The following is a 530-nucleotide window of genomic DNA, read 5'->3' as shown; positions in this document are numbered from 1 at the left end:
AGCCGGAGACGATGGCGCCGGCGTGGCCCATGGTCTTGCCTTCAGGCGCCGTGAAGCCGGCGACGTAGCCGACGACCGGCTTGGTCACGTTGGCCTTGATGTAGTCGGCGGCGCGCTCCTCGGCATCGCCGCCGATCTCACCGATCATGACGATGGCGGTGGTGTCGGGGTCGGCCTCGAAGGCTTCGAGGGCGTCGATGTGCGTGGTGCCGATAACGGGGTCCCCGCCGATGCCCACGCAGGTGGAGAAACCGATGTCGCGCAGCTCGTACATCATCTGGTAGGTCAGCGTGCCCGACTTGGAGACCAGCCCGATCCGGCCGGGTCCGGTGATGTCGGCGGGGATGATGCCGGCGTTGGACTGGCCGGGCGAGATCACGCCGGGGCAGTTCGGACCGATGATCCGGGTCCGGTTGCCGGCCGCGCGGGCGTGCGCCCACATGGCGGCGGTGTCGTGCACCGGGATGCCCTCGGTGATCACCACCGCCAGGCCGATGCCGGCGTCGATCGCCTCGACCACCGCGGCTTGG

Annotated in this window: 1 pseudogene; it reads right to left on the bottom strand. The window is 69.8% G+C overall.

Annotated features, from left to right (window positions below):
* Window positions 1–530 (bottom strand): annotated as a pseudogene (locus VS93_RS26480) (succinate--CoA ligase subunit alpha); the annotation flags it as partial.

The organism is Allosalinactinospora lopnorensis, assembly GCF_000981225.1.
Classification (GTDB): Bacteria; Actinomycetota; Actinomycetes; order Streptosporangiales; family Streptosporangiaceae; genus Allosalinactinospora; species Allosalinactinospora lopnorensis.
This window is presented reverse-complemented; position numbering and strand designations above follow the sequence as displayed.